The sequence below is a fragment of the Paenibacillus nanensis genome (assembly GCF_003583765.1).
In the GTDB taxonomy this organism is placed as follows: Bacteria; Bacillota; Bacilli; order Paenibacillales; family Paenibacillaceae; genus Pristimantibacillus; species Pristimantibacillus nanensis.
Map to the genome: position 1 here is coordinate 1 of NZ_QXQA01000012.1, position 23,505 is coordinate 23,505.

A 23,505-nucleotide genomic window follows, 5' to 3' on the forward strand; every position below is an offset into this window, starting at 1 on the left:
CGGGATGGACGTACCGCTGGTGTACCAGTTGTTCCGCCAGGAGCACCGCTGGGTAGCCAAGTACGGACGGGATAAGCGCTGAAAGCATCTAAGCGTGAAGCCCCCCTCAAGATGAGATTTCCCAATTAGTAAGACCCCTTGAAGACGACGAGGTTGATAGGTTCGGGGTGGAAGCACAGCAATGTGTGGAGCTGACGAATACTAATCGGTCGAGGGCTTATCCTATAAATAAAGGATCACTACAGCTAAACTTTCGTATCCAGTTTTCAAGGTACAAACCTTGATCCGTTTGGTGGCGATGGCGGAGGGGAACCACGCGTTCCCATACCGAACACGACCGTTAAGCCCTCCAGCGCCGATGGTACTTGGACCGCAGGGTCCTGGGAGAGTAGGACGTCGCCAAGCACAGATAACCTACCGTAGTCGATACGGTAGGTTTTTTGTTGTGTGTAGACCATTTCGGATGATGCTTCCGCTATCCGAAATGGTCTGGCGACGTTTCTCTCCCAACAGGGAGAGTGTCTGAACCTTCCGTTCGCAGCAATTCGATGATGCATGACCCGGCCTGAAGAGGAAGGCTCAGACGCCGACCGTTGATGCACACTCTGCGAAGAGTATTCATCCCAGTGCGGAATGGACGTCGCCAAGCACGAATGACCTGTCACAGTTATCTGTGGCAGGTTTTTTGTTTTCATGCATGGCGACGTTTCTCTCCCAACGGGGAGAGTGTCTGAACCTTGTGATCGAAGCAATTCGATGATACATGACCCGGCCTGAAGAGGAAGGTTCAGACGCCGACCGTTGATGTAACTCTGCGAAGAGTATTCATCCCAGTGCGGAATGGACGTCGCCAAGCACGAATGACCTGTCACAGATTTCTGTGGCAGTTTTTTTGTTTTTCTATATCACCTACCGACCGTAGTCTCCTTTTGTGCCTTCATTCGATATCTCACTAGCTCTGAAGCAACAAAAATCTATCAATTGCTCCTATCTAGTGGTATTGAAGGACTATTGTGCCTATGATATTTGGTTAAATACGGTTAAAAGCGGAGTGTGGTTTAGAAATTGTATAGTTTTGATTGGTAGTATAGTAGTCAGATAGTCCTATCATTTTGAAATCATCATATTAAAGTAAGGGAAAAGGAGCTTTGAAATGGTAATCAGGCGATTGCAATATGTTTTACTATTGGTGTTTGCCTTCATGCTTGCATCATTGATTTTTCAGCAGCAGTCCATACATGCGGAGGGGAGTAGAGACTTAGTAGAGGTTGACCCATCGAATAGTTCGAAAGCCTACCGTCCATATTTGGAGTGGTTGAACGATAGCTTCAATCTGTCCGGTGTGAAAAGACAGACGCATTTACGGGTGCTTGTGAAGGAAGGGGAGAAGCTGCTGCTCGGATCGAGCGTAACGACTAACTTCACTTCCAACTCTGCTACGCCTTTGGGCGATATTGTAGTAAGGAAACCTGATGGGACTTCTCTCAATCTGGATGTAAAGAGTACCGGTGAAGGTTATATTTCCTCATATAGCCAAGAGACAAAAGGGCCTACATATACGATTAACGGCACAACTTATAACTCGGGCGGTTACAAGCCTATTGAGGTTGATGTTGATCAGACAGGCGAGTGGATTGTAGAGTTCCGGGGTAATGGAGATACGAGCAGCAGTAACCCGGGAGCTAATCTCATTGGGACAGCTTGGGATCAAAAAACTTCCGGGGGTGTCGCGGCTTGGGACGTAACGGTCATTGATCCTAATAGAATGAGTCCGGAAATTCCAGGCAGGATGTATACGTATTCTCTTGCTCTGAATATTGGTGTTGAGCTGAAGAATGGAAGCGGCGCTTTTTCTTCCGTCTATGTTCTCACCAAGGACGGTTACTTATATAAGTCCAATATGAACGGCATGGACCCGTTTGGATTTGTTTTCTTCTCGAATAACAGCGGTTTTATTGATATTTCAGGGTCAGTGCCTAAGACGCTGTACCACTCCGTTTCACTCGATGATGTGGGTAAAACGGGAAGCAAAATCATCGTGCAGAATCCATTTAGTCCGGATACGGATAAACAAGTGACTCATCGGGTGTTTTTCAACGAGCCCGCCGATGACTTGGGAACTTTTAGGGAAACGGGTGGTTCGGGGTACATCAAGACAACCCCTGACATACCTCCAGTGATTGCTAAGGATGAGATTAGCGATAAATCAACGTTTAGCTTCAATGGTTATATGGGCAATTCGACCAGCAATTCTCCAGTAGCAACGGTTGGAAGCGGAGGAGAGTTTTCTTTTGAATTGTCACGAAGCGGTTCGTACCAAATTATTTTGGATACGGACGGAACGCCTGGTTTTGATCCAAGTACGGATACTGTCATAGAGGATAGCGCGGCATCCGGAAAGACGGTCTTCAAATGGAACGGTAAAAACCGCAACAATACGATTGTTCCGGCAGGAAAATACGCTGCTAAACTCCTGACCAAAGGCGGGGAATATCACTTCCCAATGCTCGACGTGGAGAGAGCGCCAAACGGCATCATTATCGAGATGCTTAATAAACCCGCCGATATGGAGTTCAAGGGGCTAGATGGCGACGGAAATCCTATTTCCCCAACAACCGTTTACTATGAAGACAGCAGCCCATATTATCTGCAGGACGGTACGATGCTGTCCCTGCCCGCAGCTAACCACACGCCAGAAAATAAAAGTAAAGGCGTAAACAGTGTAAACGGCGCTCATAAATTTTTAGGAGACACTGCGGGATACGGAAATAATAAAGCAATCGATACATGGACGTATTTTCCCGGAGATACCGCGGAGCTTACTTTTTATGTAACCAATAGTACGGTAAGCGGCAATGTCTATGAAGATTCGAACAGTAACGGAGTGAAGGACGCGAGCGAAAAGGCGCTGAGCGGCATTCGCGTTGATATTAGCGTTGAGCTAGAAGATGCGGCGGGTGTAATCCAATATTCAGCAGTTACCGACGCGAACGGCAGCTATTCGGTGCCGGTCTATCTTGGCGAGGCAACCGTTTCCATTGATCCGTCTCAGCATGATGGATTGAAAGGAAAAGCGACAACGCAGCCTTGGGGATCTGAGAAGGTAGTTACGATAGGAAGTAATGTAGATGAAGAGATCGACTTCAGTTATGTTCTGATTATTAGGATTTCGCAAGTAGATCTCGTAACCGCGCCTGAAGGTAAGGTCATCACGAATGTGAAGCCAACGATAAAGGGTCAAGTAACGGACAGTGGCGTATCGAAAACAGTCTCGGTCTATCTGGTAGACGAGGATGGAGAGCTTACTCTCATAGATAGCGTTACTTCAACGGGTGACGGCAATTGGGAAATGCCATGGCCTGATGACAAGCCGGCATTAGATTCAGGTGAGGTAACGCTCGTTGCTATCACGCAATATGGAACAACAGGCAACGAACAAGACGTTGAAGCAAGAGTCACTTTTATCGTGAATAGGCCTCCGACGGCGGAAGACGATGTGGTGACGACGAAGCCGGGTCAATCCGTGACGATTACGCTGGACGTCGCTGACGATCTGACGGCAGTCAACGATCTGAGCTATAACGTTCCTGCAACAACTAGCCACGGAACGCTTATTCAAGATCAGACGGACAAAAATAAATGGGTATATACGCCGGCTAACGGATTTAGCGGCACAGATACCTTTACGTATGAAGTAACGGATGCGCATGGTTTAAAAACAGAGGCGACCATCACGGTTCAAGTCGATGGCGCGCCGACAGTGCAGCCGAAACAAGGGAAAGTCAACGCAGGCGGATCGGTCACGATTACGCTTGAGGGCTCCGACGATCTGACGTCGGCGGGAGACCTTGTCTACAATGTGCCGGCTGCGACGACAGAAGGCGGAACGCTGACCCAAGATCCGGCGAATCCGGCGAAGGTCACGTACACACCGAAAGCTGGCTTCAGCGGAACGGATACGTTCACGTACACGGTGATAGACAACGCGTCGCAGACAAGCACAGCCGCAACGGTTACGATTACGGTGAACGGAAAACCGGCTGCGGAACCAGTAACGGGTACGGTAACGAATGAAAACACGGATACCGTCATTACGCTTGGCGGTACGGACGACCATACTGCTGAACAAGATTTGGTGTACAGCCTAAGCTCCACCACGACGGAGCAGGGCGGAACTTTGACGCAAGACGAGAATGAGCCGTGGAAGATCACGTACACTCCGGCTAAGGACTTCACCGGAACGGATACGTTCAGCTACACGGTAACGGACGAGGACGGATTAACGAGCGCGACGGTAACGGTAACGGTAACCGTCAATGCGCCTCCGACGGTGGAAGACGATTCGGTAATTACGAAGCCAGGTCAAGCCGTGACGATTACGCTGGACGTCGCTGACGATCTGACGGCAGTCAACGATCTGAGCTATAACGTTCCTGCAACAACTGGCCACGGAACGCTTGTTCAAGATCAGACGGACAAAAATAAATGGGTATATACGCCGGCTAACGGATTTAGCGGCACAGATACCTTTATGTATGAAGTAACGGATGCGCATGGTTTGAAAGCAGAGGCGACCATCACGGTTCAAGTCGATGGCGCGCCGACAGCGCAGCCGAAACAAGGGAAAGTCAACGCAGGCGGATCGGTCACGATTACGCTGGAGGGCTCCGACGATCTGACGGCGGCGGGAGACCTTGTCTACAATGTGCCTGCAACAACGACAGAAGGCGGGACGCTGACCCAAGATCCGGCGAATCCGGCGAAGGTCACGTACACACCGAAAGCTGGCTTCAGCGGAACGGATACGTTCACGTACACGGTGACGGACAACGCGTCGCAGACAAGCACAGCCGCAACGGTCACGATTACGGTTAACGGAAAACCGGCTGCGGAACCAGTGACGGGTACGGTAACGAATGAAAACACGGATACCGTCATTACGCTTGGCGGTACGGACGACCATACCGCTGAACAAGATTTGGTGTACAGCCTGAGCTCCACCACGACGGAGCAGGGCGGAACGTTGACGCAAGACGAGAACGAGCCGTGGAAGATCACGTACACTCCGGCTGAGGACTTCACCGGAACGGATACGTTCAGCTACACGGTAACGGACGAGGACGGATTAACGAGCGCGACGGTAACGGTAACGGTAACCGTCAATGCGCCGCCGACAGCGGAAGACGATTCGGTAATTACAAAGCCGGGTCAAGCCGTGACAATTACGCTGGACGTCGCTGACGATCTGACGGCAGTCAACGATCTGAGCTATAACGTTCCTGCAACAACTAGCCACGGAACGCTTGTTCAAGATCAGACGGACAAAAATAAATGGGTATATACGCCGGCTAACGGATTTAGCGGCACAGATACCTTTACGTATGAAGTAACGGATGCGCATGGTTTAAAAACAGAGGCGACCATCACGGTTCAAGTCGATGGCGCGCCGACAGCGCAGCCGAAGCAAGGGAAAGTTAACGCAGGCGGATCGATAACGATTACGCTGGAGGGCTCCGACGATCTGACGTTGGCGGGAGACCTTGTCTACAATGTGCCGGCTGCAACGACAGAAGGCGGAACGCTGACTCCAGATCCGGAGAATCCGGCGAAGGTCGTGTACACACCGAAGGCTGGCTTCAGCGGAACGGATACGTTCACGTACACGGTGACGGACAACGCGTCGCAGACAAGCACAGCCGCAACGGTCACAATTACGGTCAACGGAAAACCAACCGCGGAACCGGTAACGGGTACGGTAACGAATGAAAACACGGATACCGTCATTACGCTTGGCGGTACGGACGACCATACCTCTGAACAAGATTTGGTGTACAGCCTGAGCTCCAATACAACGGAGCAGGGCGGAACGTTGACGCAAGACGAGAATGAGCCGTGGAAGATCACGTACACACCGGCTAAGGACTTCACCGGAGCGGATACGTTCAGCTACACGGTAACGGACGAAGATGGACTTACGAGCGCGACGGTAACGGTAACAGTGACCGTTAAGAAGCCGCTTGATGGATGGGTAGGCCAGCGCCAACGTGGAGAGCTGACTCCGCTTGTTGTGCTGAGGCCGGGATCGCCGCTTAAGCTTTCGGCAGTGAGCGTGGCGGAAGCGACGAAGGTCGTGGCGACGGTTACCTACAAAGTGAAGGACGCAAGCGGTGTCGAGCATACCAAAACGGATGTTGTAACGATGACCGCTTCGAAAACGGTAAGCGACGAGAAAAACAGTTACAAACTGTGGTCGCACACGACTTACCGGCTCGCAGATAATGCGATTACAGGCAGTTATTCTGTAACCTACGAAGCGTTTAACGGAGCGGACAGCATTCAGACCGAGCCAAGCAGCTTGCTGAGTGACAATTCGTTCTACGTGGTCTCGAGTATTGATTTGGTTGGCACCATAGTGGATGACGAAGGCGAACCGCTTGCCGGCGTTGCCATTCAGCTCTACGATCCGACCGGCACGTACAAGTATGAGAACTACGAAGCAACAACGGACGCTGAAGGGAACTATAGATTCGATAATATCCCGACGAACGAATACTTGATTGCGGTTAAAAAGCCGGGATACAGCACGAAGGAACGCAATATCGATACGCTACCGAGCGACCCGCATGCATCGTCGGTCAGGGAAGATTTTGCGCTCGTCAACTTCCGTATTGAATTGAAAGCTGACCCATCCTCTATCGTGGGAGACGGAAAGACAACGACTTGGTTGACTGCCGTTGTAACGGACAAGGACGGCAAACCGATGGCCGGCATCGAGGTTGAGTTCTCGGCAGGGACGGATTCGAATCCGGTCGGCACCTTCCTCGGCGATACGACTGTGGTGACCGACAGCAAAGGCCAAGCGAAGGTTCAATATCGTTCCAGCTTGATCGAAGGGATTATTTCGCAGAAGGTTCCCGTAAAAGCAACGGTCGACGACACGGAGCATCATCTCTACGATTGGGAGCAAATTTTCATTACGTTCGAGCCGGCCAGCGTGTCCGGCATCGTGACGAGCACGATTAATGGAGAGTACACGGTCGTGCCGGGCGCTTTGGTTAAGCTGACCAAAGACTTTGACGGCGATGGCATCATCGATTTCTCGGCGGAGACGACTTCGGACAGCGACGGCAAGTACACGATTGCGGTACCTCGCGGCGATGTGAGCTATGATTTGGAGATTTATAAGCCGATCGAGATTGGCCGCAACGGTTCGGATGAACCCATTATCATTCCTTTCAAGCAAAAGGTATGGGTCGATGAAGTGACCGGTTCAGGCGGAGATGAGCAGGACTATCCGTCGACTAAGACGGCAACAGGCATCGTCGGCATCAAAGACGCGGCGGACAGCAGCAAATCCCAGCTGTTCACGGAGGAAGAGCTGCAGCAATTCCGCGTCTACCTGAAGAAGCCGGATAACACGTATGTAACGAATCCGGACAACGGGCAGAACTGGTTCGCGCTTGACGATAACGGCGTATTTAATATTCCGGGCCTCGACAAAGGAACCGAATATCAGTTAGAGATCCGCTATACAATCGAAATCACGGATCCAGACAATCCGAATTACGGCGATGTCGTCGAAATCGCGTTTAATCAGAAGCCGCAGTTCGACGCGGACGGCAATCCTGTTCTTGACGGCAGCGGGCAGCAGGTTTACGCTTACCCGACGATTAAGCTGGATGAAGACGGCGAGCTGAATATTTTGGAAGAGCTCGTCGACCCTTACGGCGATGTATTGGACAGCAGTACGCTCCAAGCCATTCCTGGCGCAACGGTCACGCTGTACTATTATCCGAAGGACATCAACGGCAACCTGCTGCCGGTCAGCGTGCTGAATCCGGCAACGGACCAAAAGGTTTATTTGCCGGCAATCAGCGGTTTCCTGCCATTCGATAACCAGTCGCCATCGCAGGTGACAGGGGCGGACGGCAAGTACGCTTACATGGTCTATCCGAATACGGACTACTATTTGTACGTAACGGCGCCGGGCTACTTCAGCTATAACAGCGGACATATTCGGGTTGATTGGGACATTGTGCGCCATAACGTGCATATGGACAAGATACCGGTCATTCCGACAGCGCCGCCAGTTACGCCGCCGCCTGTTGAGACCAGCGAAGAACTGCCGGAGCTCGTTGTGAACATTGCGATTGAGCAAAGCAAAGCGGCAGAAGAGACGGAAATGCCAATAACGGTGACTTATCAAAACATTGGCGACGGCAAGCTGAAGGAAGGAACGGTTACAATGACCCTGCCGGAAGGCTTCACGGTTGTGGACGCCGATGGCGGCAAGGTCGAGGGCAATAAGATTTCATGGACTGTTCATGATGTTGACGCGCTTGAGAAAGGCACATTTACGGTTATGGTCAAATCGCCGCAGCTGAAGCAATCCGAAGAAATGGTGACAGTAACGGCGGAGATCAGCACGGAGCAGAAGACGGCGGGCATTCGGAACGCAGCGGCTTCCGTCAAGATGAAGCTCGTATCGAACCGGTTCGGCGCGGTACAGCATATCCGCTACATCCTGGGTTATCCGGATGGAGAGTTCAAGCCGGGACGCAATCTGACGCGCGCTGAGCTCGCGGCTATCGTCGCTCGCCTGTTAGGCGGCGGCGAAGACGGAAGCATTCCGTATACCGATGTGGCGAAGGACCATTGGGCTCATCGTTATATTTATATCGCATCGAAGAACGGGATCTTCGAAGGCGATCCGACGGGCAGCTTCCGTCCTGAGGATCCGGTGAAGCGCGAGGAGCTGGCTGCCGTTATGGCGCGTTTTATCGGCATGACGGTATCGCATTCCATTGACGGCAAATTCTCTGATGTCGAGGGACGCTGGTCTGAGGATGCAATCGAAGCATTATTGCGCGGCGGCCTCATCAGCGGTTACCCGGACGGCACCTTTAAGCCAGGCAACAAAATTACACGTCTGGAAGCGGTCGCGATGATTAACAGCATGCTGTTCCGCGGACCTCTTGTCGGCGTGGACGCGAAGTTCCCTGACGTTCCTGAATCGTCATGGGGATTCGGACATGCGCTTGAAGCGACGGTATCGCACGAGGCGACATGGAATGCGGACGGAACGGAAACGTTCGTCCGCGAGCTTGAAGACAAAGTAGACTAAAATAAGAAAAGCCGTCTTTCGGTTCATGCCGGAAGACGGCTTTTCCATTATAATGGAGTCAGAATGATAACAATAGCGGGGGTGCGTTCGATGAGTAACGTTCGTATCGGCAGGCTTGGTGACGAGCATTTTCAGGAAAGCATGAAGCTTGCGCAATTCGCCTTTCAATATACAAGGACGGAGCAGCAGCTGGAGGAGATTCGGGTCAGAATCGAAGAGGAGCCTTCGGAGCGCTGGGGCGTGTTCGTGGATGGACAGCTTGCCGCGCAAGCCGCCGTATTGGAGCTTTCTACATACATAGGGGGTAAAGTGTTTGCCATGGGGGGAGTCGCGGCCGTCTCGACTTGGCCGGAGCATCGGAGACAGGGCTATGTCGCCAAGATGCTTGTCCATCTTCTGGAACGCATGCGCGAAAGAGGGCAAACCGTATCGTTTCTCAGTCCGTTCGCATTCGCCTTCTACCGGAAGTATGGATGGGAGACGTATACCGAACATAAGACGTATACAATTCAGACTCGGCAGCTGCCCGTGAGGAAACCTTATAAAGGCCGATTCGAGCGGTTGTATGATTATAACAGCTTACAGGCATTATATGAGACATACGCATCCAAATTTAATGGCACGCTTCGCCGGTCCGAGCTGTGGTGGAAGCACCGCATCCCCATGCGGAAGCCCGGCCAGATCGCCGTATACCGGGATTCGCAAGGAGAGGCTCAAGGATATTTGATCTATGAAGTGAAGGAGCAGCAGTTAACCGTACATGAATTCGTCTATTTGACGAGCGAGGCCTACGAAGCGATCTGGTCGTTCATCGGGCAGCACGATTCGATGATCGAGAAGGTGACGATGACTGTGCCGATGAATGATCGGTTGACCGACATGATCGCGGATCCGCGTATCAAACAGGAGATCGTCCCTTACTTCATGGCGCGCATCGTGGATGTGGAAGCATTCCTGGGCGCGTATCCGTTCCTGGCTTCCGGCTCCGCAGACCGGGTTTGCTTGGACATTACGGATGAGCATGCGCCTTGGAACAACGGATGCTTCGAACTCCTCATTGGCGAATCGGGCCAAGCGGAAGCGAAGCGGCTGACCGGTGAACGTCCAGTTGAAGAGACGGTAAAAATGGGAATCGGCACATTGACTTCCATGCTGCTATCTTACCGAAATGCGTCGGATTTATCGTTTTTGAACCGTATCGGGGGCGACATGGAAGCAATAAATCGCTTACAAAATCGTATACCCGAACGTATGACATACTTGCCGGACTTTTTCTGAAGATTGCCAAAATTCTGCACAATTAAAAATGGAAAAAACCGCGCCGTTACGGCATTCTTCTCGCCTTGACAGCCCCTACCCCCTCTGCTAATATTGCAATAATATACGTCAGAGGCAATGAAAAAAAGGGAGGAACATACTCGTGTGGGAAACGAAATTCGCTAAAGAAGGGCTAACGTTCGACGACGTTCTGCTCGTTCCGCGCAAATCAGAAGTGCTGCCAAGAGAAGTCAATATTTCAACCCGGTTAAGCGCCAGCATCAAGCTGAACATTCCGCTCATTAGCGCAGGGATGGATACCGTAACGGAATCCGCTTTGGCCATTGCGATTGCTCGGGAAGGCGGGATCGGCATCATTCATAAGAACATGACGATCGCGCAGCAAGCGGAAGAAGTGGATCGTGTGAAGCGTTCGGAGAGCGGCGTTATTACGAATCCATTCTCGCTGACGCCTAATCATCATGTGTACGACGCAGAAGAGCTGATGGGCAAATACCGGATCTCCGGCGTGCCGATTGTGGATGAGGACAAGAAGCTGGTCGGTATTCTGACCAACCGCGACCTTCGTTTCGTGCACGATTATTCGATCAAAATCAATGAAGTGATGACCCGCGAGAATCTGGTGACGGCGCCGGTGGGAACAACGCTTCAAGAAGCGGAAGTTTTGCTGCAGCAGCATAAGATCGAGAAGCTGCCGCTTGTCGATGAGGAGAATACGCTGAAGGGCCTTATTACGATCAAGGATATCGAGAAAGCCATTCAGTTCCCGAACGCGGCGAAGGATGCGCATGGCAGACTGCTGTGCGGCGCAGCTGTCGGTATCTCCAAAGACACGATGGACCGCGCGGAAGCGCTCGTGAACGCAGGCATCGACGTGCTGGTTGTCGACTCGGCTCACGGCCATCACATCAACATTATCGAAGCGGTTCGAAAGCTGCGCGCAGCTTATCCGGATCTTACGATTATCGCAGGCAACGTGGCGACGGGAGAAGCGACAAGAGATCTGATCGAAGCCGGCGCATCGGTTATCAAAGTCGGTATCGGACCTGGCTCCATCTGTACGACTCGCGTTATTGCCGGCATTGGCGTACCGCAAATTACGGCGATCTACGATTGCGCGACGGTAGCTAGAGAATACAATGTGCCTATTATTGCGGACGGCGGCATCAAGTATTCCGGCGACATTACGAAAGCGATCGCTTCCGGCGCAAGCGCGATTATGATCGGCAGCTTGTTCGCGGGCACGGCGGAAAGCCCGGGCGAGACGGAAATTTTCCAAGGACGCAGCTTCAAGGTATACCGCGGTATGGGATCCATTGGCGCGATGAAGGAAGGCAGCAAGGACCGTTATTTCCAGGAGAACGAGAGCAAGCTTGTTCCGGAAGGCATCGAAGGACGCGTTCCTTACAAAGGGCCTCTCGCCGATACGGTTCATCAGCTGCTTGGCGGACTCCGCTCCGGTATGGGCTACTGCGGAACGGCGACGCTGGATGAGCTTCGCAACGATACGCAATTTGTTCGGATTACGGGATCGGGTCTTCGCGAGAGCCATCCGCATGACGTTCAAATTACGAAAGAAGCGCCGAACTACTCTCTTTAATCTGACGCGAATAGAACGGATAGATAAGGCCGAGACAAGCCCGACCAGCGGGAGGTTTCGGCCTTTCTTTTTTATGGCGGATAACTGGCAAGGGATGAAGGAACTCTCATTTTATAAGGCGGGGAAAGAGGTTTAATTGCGGTATTCTACTATGATACAATGAGGAATGGACAAACTAAGGGAAAAGGGGAAACGATAGTGAAAGTAATAGGAAGACCGGTTCGATGGTTGTCGGTGATTGCTGCTAGCTTGGCGTTGTGGCTTGCTGTGTTGTCGCTGGGCGCTACAAGCGCGCTGGCTGTTGGGTTCGATAATAGACCCAGTACGGAGAACTCGCTAGGCTTGGAAGTCAAATCCGCCATCCTCATCGAAGCGGATTCGGGACAGGTGCTGTTCGAGGTCAATCCGGATCAAGCGCTTCCGATTGCAAGTATGACGAAGCTGATGACAGAGTATCTCGTATTGAAGGAAATTAAGAACGGACGTCTGACCTGGGAGGAAATCGTAACGGTCGATCCGGTAGCGGCTGATACCGATCCGTCGGAATCGCAAATCTATCTGGCGGCCGGCGACCAGCATTCGGTCCGTGATCTTTATATAGCAATGGCGGTAGGTTCCGCGAATGACGCGACGAAGGCGCTCGCGATCAGAGTAGCGGGAAGCATCGACGCATTCTTGGAGAAAATGAACGCAACGGCGCAGGAGCTTGGCCTGACTTCGGCGCATTTTACAAGTGTAACGGGGTTTGAAGATACGACGGTTATGTCTGCTAGAGACGTCGTTGTGCTGTCCCGTCATATTTTGCTTGAGCATCCGGAATTCCTGGAGATCTCCAGCCTTCAAGAATATAAGTTCCGCGAGCGTGACGCCGCGCCGATGATTAACTTCAACTATATGCTTGGCGCGAACAAAAACAATCAGTTCCTGCAGCATTTGGCGTACGAAGGCGTTGACGGCATGAAGACCGGCTTCATTAACGCGGCGGGCTATAACTTCACAGGTACGGTGAAGCGCGGCGACATTCGCTACATTTCCGTCGTCATGGATACGAAGAACAAAGACGCGCGTTTCTATGAAACGGCGAAGCTGTATGATTACGCGTTCGCAACGTTTGAGAAAAAGACGGTTCTGCCGCCAAAATCGGTGGTAGAAACATTGGAAACGGTCAAGATTAAGAAGGGCAAGAAAAAGACGGTTCCGGTCGTCACGGACAAAGACATTACGTTTATGGTGAAGAAAGGCGTCGAGCCGAAGATTGAAATGAAAGGCTACGAGCTGCTCCCGGAGAGCGAGCTGGTGGCGCCTATCGCGGCCGGCACGAAGGTTGGCACGGTCACGTACACGTATAAGGACGACGCAACAGGCAAAGATCTGGACTATACCGTCAACCTCGTCACGACGGAAGAGGCGGAGAAAGCGGGCTGGTTCAGCTTGTTCTTCCGCGCGATCGGCGATTTCTTCTCGAATCTGTGGAACAGCATTATGGATTTGTTCTAATTCCGAGCATTTAGCAGGGAATTTAGGCTTGTCGATTACCCTTAGTTCCTGTAAAATCAATGGTTAGAGCAACTCATCTGCGGTATAATTACCATTCTAAGGGATGAATAATAGGAGGAACGAAAAAGATGGAGACAGGTACTTCGCGCGTAAAACGCGGTATGGCAGAAATGCAAAAAGGCGGCGTCATCATGGACGTTATGAACGCCGAGCAAGCGAAGATAGCAGAAGCGGCTGGTGCGACAGCGGTAATGGCGCTTGAGCGCGTGCCTTCCGATATTCGTGCGGCCGGCGGCGTTGCCCGTATGGCTGACCCAACGATCGTGGAAGAGGTTATGAAGGTTGTTTCCATTCCTGTCATGGCCAAAGCGCGTATCGGTCATTATGTGGAGGCGAAAGTGCTTGAGTCCATGGGCGTAGACTACATCGACGAGAGCGAAGTATTGACGCCGGCTGACGAGATTTTCCACATCAGCAAGAATGAATTCACCGTGCCGTTCGTGTGCGGCGCGAAGGACCTGGGTGAAGCGCTTCGCCGTATTCAAGAAGGCGCAGCGATGCTTCGCACGAAAGGCGAGCCTGGAACGGGTAATATCGTAGAGGCTGTTCGCCACCTTCGTTTGATCAACGGTCAAATTCGCAAAATTCAAGGCTTGTCGAAGGACGAGCTTTATAATGAAGCGAAAGTGCTGGGCGTTCCTTACGACCTGCTGCTCGGCGTACATGAGACAGGCAAGCTGCCTGTCGTAAACTTCGCTGCAGGCGGCGTGGCGACACCTTCCGACGCGGCGCTGATGATGCATCTGGGCGCGGACGGCGTATTCGTGGGCTCCGGTATTTTCAAATCCGATAATCCGGAGAAATTCGCCCGCGCGATCGTGGAAGCGACGACTCACTACACGGATTATAAGCTGATCGCGGAAGTGTCGAAGAACCTGGGCACACCGATGAAAGGCATCGAGATTTCGAAGCTGCACGCGGCTGAGCGTATGCAGGACCGCGGAATCTAATAGAAACAGACAAGCCGGCCAATCCTTCGGGGGAGGCCGGCTTTTAAAGGATAGCGAGGTGTAAAGCCATGAAGATAGGCGTACTGGCGCTGCAAGGCGCTGTAGCGGAGCATATTAGAAGCCTGGAAGCGGCCGGCGCGGAAGCTGTCGCCGTGAAACGGGTAGAGCAGCTGGACGAGCTGAACGGCTTGGTTATTCCGGGAGGCGAAAGCACGACCATCGGCAAGCTGATGCGCAAATACGGATTTATGGAAGCGATCCGCGAGTTCTCGGCGCAGGGCAAGCCGCTCTTCGGCACATGCGCGGGACTTATCGTATTGGCTGACCGGATTGAAGGCCAGGATGAAGCGCATTTGCGGCTCATGGACATGACCGTAGCGCGCAACGCGTTCGGCCGCCAGCGGGAAAGCTTTGAGACGGATCTGGATGTGAAGGGAATTGATGAGCCGATCCGCGCGGTATTCATTCGCGCGCCGCTGATCAAGTCTGTCGGTGAAGACGTAGAGGTTCTGTCCACGTACAAGGATGAGATCGTGACGGCCAGACAGGGCACGCTGCTCGCGGCATCGTACCATCCGGAGCTGACGGACGATTACCGTCTGCATGCTTATTTCTTGGACATGGTGAAGGAAGCGGCGGCAGCCAAGGCATAATCGCCTCGGTTGCTGCCGACAATGGTTATACATAATACGCTCTCGAGAGAGGAGCTTCAGTGAATCGTGTTAGATGTGAAATTGTTACGTACGGAGTTTGACAAAGTAGAGCAAGCGCTTAAGAACCGCGGCGCGTCGCTTGAGCTTGTTGCCGGCTTCCCTGCTCTGGACCAGAAGCGCCGTGAGGTAATTCAGGAGACCGAGCAGCTGAAGAACCGCCGCAATACGGTATCCCAAGAGGTTGCGAAGCTGAAAAAATCGGGCGGCGACGCCGAAGCGTTGATCGTGGAGATGCGCGAGGTTGGCGACCGCATCAAAGCGCTGGACGACGAGCTTCGCGAGATGGACGTTCAAGCGGAAGAGCTGACGCTGAGCATTCCGAACATTCCCCACGAGAGCGTTCCGGTGGGCGCGTCGGAGGAAGAGAACGTCGAGATGCGCCGCGTAGGCGACGTGCCTTCGTTCGGCTTCGAGCCGAAGGCGCATTACGACATTGCGGCTGAGCTGGGCATCCTCGATTTTGAGCGCGCGGCGAAGGTAACGGGCTCGCGCTTTACGTTCTACCGCGGACTTGGCGCAAGGCTGGAGCGCGCGCTGATCAGCTTCATGATGGATCTGCACAGCGATAAGCACGGCTACGAGGAGATTCTGCCGCCATATATCGTCAATCGCGACAGCTTGGTCGGCACAGGACAGCTTCCGAAGTTCGAGGAGGATCTGTTCAAGCTGAAGGATACGGATTATTATTTGATTCCGACGGCGGAGGTGCCGGTTACCAATATTCATCGGGAAGAGATTTTGGATGCGGAGATGCTTCCGAAGTATTTTGTGGCGTACAGCGCTTGCTTCCGTTCCGAAGCGGGCTCGGCCGGCCGCGATACGCGCGGCTTGATCCGCCAGCATCAGTTCAACAAGGTTGAGCTCGTGAAGCTGGTGAAGCCGGAAGATTCGTACGATGAGCTGGAGAAGCTGACCGCCGATGCGGAGAAGGTGCTCCAGCTGCTTGGATTGCCTTACCGGGTGCTGACACTCTGCACAGGCGATATGGGCTTCTCGTCCGCGAAGACCTACGATCTGGAAGTATGGATTCCAAGCGCGAATACGTATCGCGAGATTTCCTCCTGCTCGAACTTCGAGGACTTCCAAGCGCGCCGCGCAGGCATTCGCTTCCGCAGAGAACCGAAGAGCAAGCCGGAATTCGTGCATACGCTGAATGGTTCGGGACTTGCGGTTGGCCGTACGGTCGCCGCGATTCTGGAAAACTTCCAGCAGGCGGACGGCTCCGTCGTCATTCCTGAAGTGCTGCGTCCTTACATGGGCGGAGTGGAAGTCATTTCGGCTCCTTAATACAAAGCTGCGGTGCTGAGCCGTAATTCGGTTCAGCACCCAACAATTGTGTGCCGCGACAGATCAAGAAGAGCTTGCTTCTCAAATTTGACCTGTGGTACAATGAGTTCTGTCACGTCACAACCTTATATGTGGAGAGGTACCGAAGCGGTCATAACGGGGCGGTCTTGAAAACCGTTAGAGCGCAAGCTCACGTGGGTTCGAATCCCACCCTCTCCGCCAGACACAAAACCGACCCGATTCCTGAAAAGGAATCGGTTTTTTGTATCTGGCAGAGTGGGATGAGAACGGGCCGTTAAGCGAATATGCCAAAAGGCATGTTCGTAGGCCCCGGCGTGATAGTCGCGGATTACCGTGACTGTGCCAACCGGCACTGTCGCGGGCGACGGAGCGAATCCCACCCTCTCCGCCAGACACAAAAACCGACCCGATTCCTGAAAAGGAATCGGTTTTTTGTATCTGGCAGAGTGGGATGAGAACGGGCCGTTAAGCGAATATGCCAAAAGGCATGTTCGTAGGCCCCGGCGTGATAGTCGCAATTATCGTGACTGTGCCAACCGGCACTGTCGCGAGCGACGGAGCGAATCCCACCCTCTCCGCCAGACACAAAACCGGCCCGATTCCTGAAAAGGAATCGGTTTTTTTTATGCCTTTTTTTATTGTGAAAAACGCTGCAGTCCATCTAAAAAATGACGCGTTATGCTTCGGCGGCGGCCGTGCTACGATAAGAAAGCTTCCTTGGTTATAGCTTGATGAGAAGAGTGAATATCATTCCGAATGAAAAGGAGAGTGGATTCATGTCAAGATTCATCAAAAGCTTTCTAGGATTGGCCCTCGTTCTGCTGCTTGTGATGCCGGCGGACGTATCTGCTGCAGGCGAAAGCGTCGAGGTGTGGATGACGAATGAAACATTAAGCAAGGCTTTGAACCGGGAGGCCAATGTGTCATTCGGCCCGAACAGCGGCTCGAACCCGCTGACGATCGACGTCAATGAAAACATTAGGTACCAGCAGATGGACGGCTTCGGCGTATCGATCACCGATGCGTCGGCGTGGCTGCTCACGTACAGGCTGAGCGACGCGAAGCGGGCCGAGGTGTACGAGAAGCTGTTCGGCTACTCGGGCATCGGTCTCAGCCTGCTTCGCCAAACAATCGGCGCGTCCGACTTCAACTGGGAAATTTACAGCTATAACGATACCCCGAACGATCCTAATCTCACGAATTTTTCAATCTCCAGAGATATGCCCTATATTGTCCCGAGAGTCAAACAAGCGCTCAACGTTAATCCTCAGCTGAAGGTGATGGCTGCCGCATGGAGCCCGCCGGGCTGGATGAAGGCGGGACATTACCCCGACGCTGTGCATCCGATGGCAACGGGTTATTTGCAGCCGCAATACTATGGCAGCTACGCGAACTATTTGGTCAAGTTCATTCAAGCTTATCAGGGTCAAGGCATTCCGATCTATGCTATAAGTCCGGTGAACGAACCCGGCCTGCAAATCAAGGACTATCCAACGACCTACATGTCGACGGACGACCAGATCAATTTTATTAAAAATAACCTCGGTCCGGCGATCCGGAATGCAGGGCTCAGCACAAAAATTATGGGCTATGACTTCAACTGGGATAATACGGCGGTGCCCGACCAGCTGCTGGCCGACCCTGCCGTGTATCAATACCTCGCCGGTACTGCTTATCACCATTACGGCGGCAATCCTTCCGCGATGACGACCATCCGCGATAAATATCCGCTCAAGGATATTTGGTTCACGGAGGGCGGCTTCGGCACGTGGAACCCAAGCTTCGATAATATGATGTGGGAGCTTATTACGATTCCGAGAAACTGGTCGAAATCGTTCATCGCCTGGAACCTCGCGCTTGACCAGAACAACGGCCCGACGGTGCTGCCAAGCAGCATCAACCATGGCATGCTGCAAATCCGAAGCGACGGCATGGACCAAGTGACATACCGCAACCAATATTACGCGATCGGACAATTCAGCAAGTTTGTCGTGCCGGGGGCTTACCGGATCGCGACGCCGACCTTCGGCAATATGCAGAACGTCGCCTTCAAAAATCCGGATGGATCGAAGGTCGTCGTCGCGTACAACAATCAGACATATGCCCAGACGGTGAAAGTGAAATGGGGCAACCAAAGCTTCTCGTATTCCGTGCCTGCTAAGACGGCGGTTACGTTCAAATGGCATGGCGCGATGGCCGGCGCGAATCCGATCGTCGCGATCAAAGCGCAAGTGAACCAGCGCTATGTTTCGGCTGACAATGGCGGCAGCGCTTCGCTCATCGCGAATCGCACTTCCGTCGGCACCTGGGAGAAATTCGAGCGGATTGATCTGGGCAATAATAACGTGGCATTCCGTTCTCTTGTGAACGGAAAGTATGTGACGGCGGAGGACGCGGGCGGAAGTCCGCTCATCGCGAGGGCGGATGCGATCGGCACTTGGGAGACGTTCCAGATCGCGAATGTAAGCGGCGGCGTAACGTTAAAATCGGCGGCTAACAATCTCTTCGTATCCGCCGAGAACGCGGGTGCCGGCCCCTTAATAGCGAATCGAAGCACGGCGTCGGGCTGGGAAACATTTGTGCTTGAGCCGTCTCAGCCGGATTAAGCCGGACTCGTATAAAATCCCGGCCTCCATCGCATCTTAATCGTGTGGAGGTGCTACTAATTATGGCTAAATCTGATGAGCTTCGAATCGATCCCCAGCAGCTGGCGGATGCATGGCAGCGCACACTGCCTAGGACGATGAACGTTTCCGACCGCTGTGTCGTACTGCGGGATGAAGCCGATGAGAAAGCGCTTCGCGTCACGATACATTCGGCGGGGCATACAGGGTACGAGTTTGACTTCAAAGTGACTTATGTCGACAGCCGTGAAGTGAAGGTGGAGCTGATCGACGTTGAGAAAGACAACGTCACGGTGGATGAGCGTACCGATATTATTCAGCAATTGATCGACGATTATAAGAGACATCTGCATGAATGCGCGCAGGCGCTCCAGCAGCTGACTCACGCTTAAGGAGAGATTCGAATGACGAAGGCCAAAGGAACGGCGGACAAAAATTTGTCCAACGTGGTTGAAGCGCTGGAAGAGACGCCGGTTAACAGCCATCAAGCGCAGCAGTTCAATCAGGACAAAAATGACCGCCGCCATCAAGATTCGCTTAACTTCGATCAGCCGACCGATCTGGAGCATCAACGAGGCGGAACCTAGAGCTTAAGGAGGAAATTGCGATGAGTAAGCCCGACACTTATCCGAATCCGGATGCCGTACCCCGTAACGAGAAGAAGAGACGGGATGACGACAGCGGAATGCCAAAGCCGTTATCCGGCTCCCATAAGGTCAAAATACAAAATCAAGTAGGCCATCAAAATCCCGAAGGATAAGCCTAGCAGATAGAAAGAGAAATCCCGCATCCAAAATTTGATGCGGGATTTTTTGCCATTTATACTTCTATTCCCCTCCCAAATATAATAGAATGGAGTTGCTGACTAAAAAAAGAGAAAGTGGAGGGAATTGATTTAATGAAGCAAGTACAGCGTTTAGCACTTATCTTTGTGGTCATCATGACAATGATTATTGCAGGCTGCGGCTCGAAAACGCCGCCGAAGGAAGCTCTGCAGGCCGCAACCCTGAAAACGATGGAGGCGACGTCTTACAAGATGTCGACGACTTTGCAGCTTGATGAGCTTGAACTGCCAGAGTCGCCGGAGCTCGAAGCGGGAATGTCGACAACGGCAATTGCAGGCATCATCAAAGATGCGACGATTAAAGCGGATGCGGTGTATACGAAGGATCCGATGCGCCTGGATATGAATTTGGAAGTGATTCTGCCAGGAATGATGGATATGAAGCTGGAAGTTCCAATGATCGTTACCGATAAGATCGTTTATGTGAAGATCCCGAACATTCCTATGCTTGGTATTCCGGAGACGATTGCCGATAAGTTTGTACAGATCGATGTAGAAGAGCTGGCGGAAGAGCAAGGCGCAGAGCTGAATATGGACGTTGCGGCTCAGCAGAAGCTGGTGCAAGAGCTGTCCGCGGCTTTGCTGAAGCATTTTGACGAGAAGACCTACTTCTCTGAGCTGAAAGCAAGCGAAGCGGGTCTGCCGGAAAGCGTAAAAGCCGATCAAGTGGTGAAATTCGCGATCAGCGAAGAGAACTACGCGCAAACGGTGGAAACCTTGGTAAACAAAGCGCTTCCTGAAATCATCGATGTGCTGCTGAGCAACGATTCGTTCCTGGAGTACGCCGAGCTTGAGAAGGCGGATCTGGAGCAAGCGAAAGCAGATTTGGAGACGAACAAAACAGAAATTTTGAACGTGCTTCAAAACAACCTGAAGTTCAACGTGCTTGAAATGACAGGCGCGATTAAAGGTGACTACCTCGTATACCAAGCCGCAAAAATCGGCGTTCAAGTGAAGGACGAGGAGAGCGGTCTGGACGCGAAGGTCGGATTGTCCGTTACAACGGAATACTCCGAGCTGAACAAGAAGGTAGAGTTCGAGCAAGAGATTCCAACGGACGCAATGACAATGGATGAATTGTCGGAGCAATTCGGCGGCATGTCCGGATTCTAGAACAAAATCTAGGGCTATTCAATAAAAACCGATCGTGTTATAATGAGTCATAAATTAATAGCTGGTCGGAGAACGGGAGACACCACAACGTTTGATTGCGCGATTCGCGCGGTCGAAGCTGTTGTGGTGTTTTTTCATTGGATCCGGCTGCTTGACATGCGTGAGGAAAGGAGGCGCCGAAACAGCCTTCGCAGAGAGCTGAACGGTTTAGGATGAGGCTGTAGTATTTTTCAAAAGCAAGAATGACAGCGCTGTCAAATAATTTGACTCAAAGGGGATTGCACATGAAGAGTTCGTTTTTGAAAAAACCGCAGGGATTGCTGGCCCTTTCGCTAGTGCTCATGATTCTCGGCAGTTTTGCGGCAGGACTTTTTCACGCTTCGTTTTATTCGGTCAAGGTAAAAGAAATTTCGTTTAAGGGCGACCACGGGAATCTGAACGGATTACTGTACATGCCTGAAGGCGCTGGTCCGGATGATCCGCGGCCGGTCATCATCACGACGCACGGCTATTTGAATACGAAGGAGATGCAGGACGCGCCGGCGATCGAAATGTCGAGGCGCGGCTATATCGTGCTGGCGCTGGACCAATACGACCACGGGGATTCGAGATGGACAGGAGATATCCCGGTAAAGGATATGTTCGCCACCTTCTGGATTTATTCCCAGTTCGACGCGGCGAAATATATGTACCAGCAGCCGTATACGAAAAAAGACGAAAACGGCAATGCCTATCTCGCGGTAAGCGGCCATTCCATGGGCGGATTCTCCTCCTTGGTCGCGATGTACATGGATGAGATGACCGCTTTGCAAACCGGCCACCGCATGATCCACGCAGGGGTCGCGGTCGGCGCGGACTTCTCTTACGCTTCCGCCATCGCGCCGCAGGATCAGCTGCAGGCCGCATACGGAAGCCGGACGGTCGGCGTAATCGCCGGCAAATACGACGAGTTCTTCTTCAACAAATCGGATGAGGAGAAGAGCGCTAAAGAGAAAGAAGTCGCAGGCACGGTTACACGCAAGGACTTCGCGGCGACCGCATCGGGCAAAGCATTCCTCGGCGTTCCGGCGGACCAGCAGGCCGAAGCCGGCACATTCTATTCCGTGCCATCCGGAGACGTTCTCGTGGAAGGGAATGCGGTACGCGCTTCCGAGACGGGCGAACGCATCATTTACACGCCGAACCAAACGCATCCGTGGAACCATTTTTCCCCGGAAGTAACGGCGCATTTGATCGAGTTCTATGACCATGCGTTTACAGGCGTCACGTCGCCAAACCAAACGCATGTCGGCTTGGATTCCGGCAATCAGATTTGGTGGCTGAAGGAAGCCGGCAACTTCATTGCGCTGATCGGTTTCTTCCTGCTGTTCGTTCCGCTTGTCAGCCTGCTGATTAAAGTGCCGTTCCTGAACAAAGCCGTGTCGGGAACCATTGCGACGGTGTCAGCGCCGTCTAACGGCAAGCAAAAAACGGTTTACTGGCTGGCCATCGTGTTCAGCACGCTGATTCCGGCTATTTTGTTCCCGACCCTTATGGATAAGGACGCTGCGGGATTGGACACGCTGAGCGTGATATCTCTCATCTTGCTTGGAATAAGCGTTATCGGCGCTATGATTGGCTTCATTACGAAAAAGAGCTCCGTTGGCGTAGGCAGCGTGTTGCTTGCGGTTGTGTCTCTCGTCATGTGGCTGGTATTCCATCAAGCCGATTCGATTATCCAGCTCGGTTCCTTCTTCAACGAGCCTACGACAAACCAAATCGTATATTGGGCACTCGTATCGGCGTTGATCACGATGTTCGTAACGCTGGCGTTCCATTATTTCTCGAAGAAGGATGCAGGGACATCGTTCAGCAGTTATGGTATCAGCCTGAATGTCGGAACGATTGTTTCCAGCTTAATCGCAGCGGTTGCGGCAGTCGTAATCGGCTATCTGATCCTGTTCGCGCTCCAAGCTGTATTCGGCACGGACTTCCGGATCTGGGTGCTCGCGGTGCGGACGTTCCAAGTAGAGCATGTCATTACGGCGCTGCGCTACATTCCGTTCTTCTTCGTCTATTATTTCGTGAGCACGGTTGCGCTCAACGCCAATACACGCGGGCAAAAAGGCGGCTACCTGCTGGCCATCATTCTGAACATTGGCGGACTCGTCTTATGGATGGCGGCGCAATACGGCAAAAACTTTATCACGGGTGTCGCGCTGTACCCAGGGCAAGCGTTGAACGCGATTCTGCTGTTCGCTCTGGTGCCATGTCTTGCAGTGGCGGCGGTTTATTCCCGCAAAGTATTCGAGAAAACCAATAACGTATGGCTTGCCGCATTCTTGAACACCATCTTGTTCACGATGATTACGGTTGCCAATACGGCGCTGTTCTGGAATCTCGTCTAACGCAATT

Annotated in this window: 13 protein-coding genes, 1 tRNA gene and 2 rRNA genes; all 16 read left to right on the forward strand. The window is 52.5% G+C overall.

The window, feature by feature from the left end; translation table 11 throughout:
- A 23S ribosomal RNA gene (locus D3P08_RS17695) occupies positions 1–225 on the forward strand; the annotation flags it as partial.
- 63 nt (positions 226–288) lie between these two features.
- Positions 289–405 (forward strand): 5S ribosomal RNA (rrf, locus tag D3P08_RS17700).
- A gap of 796 nt (positions 406–1,201) precedes the next feature.
- A complete protein-coding gene (locus D3P08_RS17705) occupies positions 1,202–9,124 on the forward strand; it encodes an Ig-like domain-containing protein (protein ID WP_162848520.1) in 7,923 nt (2,640 codons plus the stop codon).
- 90 nt (positions 9,125–9,214) lie between these two features.
- Positions 9,215–10,402 carry a GNAT family N-acetyltransferase gene (locus tag D3P08_RS17710; RefSeq protein WP_119601054.1) on the forward strand — a complete coding sequence of 396 codons (1,188 nt, stop codon included), beginning with the start codon at positions 9,215–9,217 and terminating at the stop codon, positions 10,400–10,402.
- A gap of 142 nt (positions 10,403–10,544) precedes the next feature.
- On the forward strand, positions 10,545–12,002 hold the full coding sequence (guaB, locus tag D3P08_RS17715) for an IMP dehydrogenase (protein WP_119601055.1): 1,458 nt from the start codon (positions 10,545–10,547) through the stop codon (positions 12,000–12,002).
- 198 nt (positions 12,003–12,200) lie between these two features.
- On the forward strand, positions 12,201–13,499 hold the full coding sequence (locus tag D3P08_RS17720; protein WP_240647628.1) for a D-alanyl-D-alanine carboxypeptidase family protein: 1,299 nt from the start codon (positions 12,201–12,203) through the stop codon (positions 13,497–13,499).
- 128 nt (positions 13,500–13,627) lie between these two features.
- Positions 13,628–14,509: a pyridoxal 5'-phosphate synthase lyase subunit PdxS gene (gene pdxS / locus D3P08_RS17725; RefSeq protein WP_119601057.1), complete on the forward strand. Its 882-nt coding sequence runs from the start codon at positions 13,628–13,630 to the stop codon at positions 14,507–14,509.
- 68 nt (positions 14,510–14,577) lie between these two features.
- Positions 14,578–15,162, forward strand: a complete 585-nt coding sequence (pdxT, locus tag D3P08_RS17730; RefSeq protein ID WP_119601058.1) for a pyridoxal 5'-phosphate synthase glutaminase subunit PdxT — start codon at positions 14,578–14,580, stop codon at positions 15,160–15,162.
- A 66-nt stretch (positions 15,163–15,228) separates the two neighbouring features.
- Positions 15,229–16,509, forward strand: coding sequence for a serine--tRNA ligase (serS, locus tag D3P08_RS17735; RefSeq protein ID WP_119601059.1), 1,281 nt, complete (start codon positions 15,229–15,231; stop codon positions 16,507–16,509).
- Positions 16,510–16,642: 133 nt separating this feature from the next.
- Positions 16,643–16,731: transfer RNA gene (locus tag D3P08_RS17740), tRNA-Ser, on the forward strand.
- A 575-nt stretch (positions 16,732–17,306) separates the two neighbouring features.
- Positions 17,307–19,136, forward strand: a complete 1,830-nt coding sequence (locus tag D3P08_RS17750; RefSeq protein ID WP_119601061.1) for a DUF7910 domain-containing protein — start codon at positions 17,307–17,309, stop codon at positions 19,134–19,136.
- Positions 19,137–19,198: 62 nt separating this feature from the next.
- Complete coding sequence (locus D3P08_RS17755) at positions 19,199–19,546, forward strand: hypothetical protein (RefSeq protein WP_206098974.1); 348 nt, start codon at positions 19,199–19,201, stop codon at positions 19,544–19,546.
- A gap of 12 nt (positions 19,547–19,558) precedes the next feature.
- Positions 19,559–19,741 carry a hypothetical protein gene (locus D3P08_RS17760; protein WP_119601062.1) on the forward strand — a complete coding sequence of 61 codons (183 nt, stop codon included), beginning with the start codon at positions 19,559–19,561 and terminating at the stop codon, positions 19,739–19,741.
- Between the two features lie 20 nt (positions 19,742–19,761).
- The gene (locus D3P08_RS17765; RefSeq protein WP_119601063.1) at positions 19,762–19,914 is read left to right on the forward strand and encodes a small acid-soluble spore protein P; all 153 of its coding nucleotides are present in this window, start codon (positions 19,762–19,764) and stop codon (positions 19,912–19,914) included.
- A gap of 138 nt (positions 19,915–20,052) precedes the next feature.
- Positions 20,053–21,111, forward strand: a complete 1,059-nt coding sequence (locus tag D3P08_RS17770; protein ID WP_119601064.1) for a hypothetical protein — start codon at positions 20,053–20,055, stop codon at positions 21,109–21,111.
- Positions 21,112–21,395: 284 nt separating this feature from the next.
- Complete coding sequence (locus D3P08_RS17775; RefSeq protein WP_240647629.1) at positions 21,396–23,498, forward strand: alpha/beta hydrolase; 2,103 nt, start codon at positions 21,396–21,398, stop codon at positions 23,496–23,498.
- Positions 23,499–23,505: the final 7 nt, after the last annotated feature.

What these genes read in the sequence shown, in the direction of transcription:
- D3P08_RS17760 (WP_119601062.1), top strand. Translation starts at nt 19,559, where the DNA reads ATGACGAAGGCCAAAGGAACGGCGGACAAAAATTTGTCCAACGTGGTT.
- D3P08_RS17750 (WP_119601061.1), top strand. Translation starts at nt 17,307, where the DNA reads ATGTCAAGATTCATCAAAAGCTTTCTAGGATTGGCCCTCGTTCTGCTG.
- pdxT (WP_119601058.1), top strand. Translation starts at nt 14,578, where the DNA reads ATGAAGATAGGCGTACTGGCGCTGCAAGGCGCTGTAGCGGAGCATATT.
- pdxS (WP_119601057.1), top strand. Translation starts at nt 13,628, where the DNA reads ATGGAGACAGGTACTTCGCGCGTAAAACGCGGTATGGCAGAAATGCAA.
- D3P08_RS17705 (WP_162848520.1), top strand. Translation starts at nt 1,202, where the DNA reads ATGCTTGCATCATTGATTTTTCAGCAGCAGTCCATACATGCGGAGGGG.
- D3P08_RS17710 (WP_119601054.1), top strand. Translation starts at nt 9,215, where the DNA reads ATGAGTAACGTTCGTATCGGCAGGCTTGGTGACGAGCATTTTCAGGAA.
- D3P08_RS17765 (WP_119601063.1), top strand. Translation starts at nt 19,762, where the DNA reads ATGAGTAAGCCCGACACTTATCCGAATCCGGATGCCGTACCCCGTAAC.
- D3P08_RS17770 (WP_119601064.1), top strand. Translation starts at nt 20,053, where the DNA reads ATGAAGCAAGTACAGCGTTTAGCACTTATCTTTGTGGTCATCATGACA.
- D3P08_RS17755 (WP_206098974.1), top strand. Translation starts at nt 19,199, where the DNA reads ATGGCTAAATCTGATGAGCTTCGAATCGATCCCCAGCAGCTGGCGGAT.
- D3P08_RS17775 (WP_240647629.1), top strand. Translation starts at nt 21,396, where the DNA reads ATGAAGAGTTCGTTTTTGAAAAAACCGCAGGGATTGCTGGCCCTTTCG.